The following is a 1,471-nucleotide window of genomic DNA, read 5'->3' as shown; positions in this document are numbered from 1 at the left end:
CAATCGAATCAATTGGGGACTCACAGATTCAGCACTGGCGCCATATGTCACGTGTTAACTCACCCGATTGCCCTGACACGGCGACTGGGCCTACTGGACGACCTTCTCGAAACCGTGAGAAACCTCGGCTTTGAGCATCTTATCCTGCTTGCGGCAGAAGAGGCGGACGGGTGGACGCTCGCGAAGCGAAACAAGCGGTCGCTTCGCCTTGAGCGTGCCAAGCCTATCGATCGGCAGCTCGAGGATGATGTTTGGTCGCTGCTTTACCGGATGGGCTTCAAGGCGCTAAACCCTGATCGAAATTTCTACATCGTGGGGAAGGATGGGTCACGGCGGCAGCTCGATGTTTTCGCGAAGGACGATGAGACGGTTTTCGTCGTCGAATGCACACATGCACAGGATACTGCAACCAAGTCCGTAAAGCAGTTGCTCGACAAGATTGGGGCGATCAGAGAGACGTCGTCACCGCGGTGCATTCGACGTTTGGCCGGGATCCCGCTGAAAGTCAAAATCGCGATCGCAACACGAAACGTCGACATCCGCACTGTCGACCGGCAACGTGCCGCGGCAGCAGGCGTGCCGGTTATCACAGAGGCCGACGTCGCGTATTTTTTAAGCTCACCAGCATTCTGAAAGCGGCGGCGCGATACCAGTTTCTCGACCGTTATCTCAAGGGTGAAAAAGTTGAGGGCCTGCGTACGCGCGTCCCGGCGAACCGCGGCAAAGTCGGCAATACGACCTTCTACAGCTTCCTGATGTCGCCCCACGACCTGTTGCGCATCGCGTACATCAGTCATATGGGCGCTACATCCAACGAAGACCTCGAAACGTACCAGCTCATGGTAAAGCCTACGCGGCTCCGATCAATCGGCGCCTATCTCGATCGCGGCGGCACGTTCCCAACCAACATCGTCGTCAACGTTAAGCTCGATGGCCTGAATTTCAACAGCCAGGAAACGTTCGGAGATACCGCGACTGGCACTCTCGATCTTCCCGGCCAATACGGGTCCGCATGGGTCATCGATGGGCAGCATCGGCTCTATGGCTACGCGTACGCAGGCCGCGATGCCGATGAGGACCGGTCCGTCGTCTCCGTTCTGGCTTACCAGAACCTGCCGGTCCGGCAGGAAATAGAGATGTTCGTTGACATCAATACGCAGCAGGTCAAGGTTCAGCGTAATCTGGTGAATGAAATCATCTCGTCGCTCAACATCGACGATGAGGACCCCCGCAAGCGGCTGGACGCGATGTGCGCGCGCATCGGGCTGAAGTTGGACGAGGAAAAGCAGTCAACGGTCCGTGACCGCATACTCACAGTCGTTCAGCAGAAGGACAATTTCCGTAATTACCCACCCCCTCGCCCCCTCGATGCGGCATGGTGCGTCGTCACTCGTCGTCGATGTCTGGGTACTGCGGGGGAGCCTTGCCGATCTTGCTGACGATCCTCGGGTAATTGGCATCGGGCTGCGCC

Annotated in this window: 2 protein-coding genes; both read left to right on the top strand. The window is 57.5% G+C overall.

Annotation, left to right across the window (positions count from 1 at the left end; genetic code table 11):
- Positions 1–633: hypothetical protein (locus ACWGTI_RS32430; protein WP_454590651.1), on the top strand; the 633-nt coding region annotated here is incomplete at its 5' end.
- On the top strand, positions 627–1,439 hold the full coding sequence (locus ACWGTI_RS32425) for a DGQHR domain-containing protein (RefSeq protein WP_454590652.1): 813 nt from the start codon (positions 627–629) through the stop codon (positions 1,437–1,439). The genes ACWGTI_RS32430 and ACWGTI_RS32425, both read left to right, overlap by 7 nt.
- Positions 1,440–1,471 lie beyond the last annotated feature (32 nt).

Source organism: Mesorhizobium sp. ArgA1 (assembly GCF_053714375.1).
This window is presented reverse-complemented; position numbering and strand designations above follow the sequence as displayed.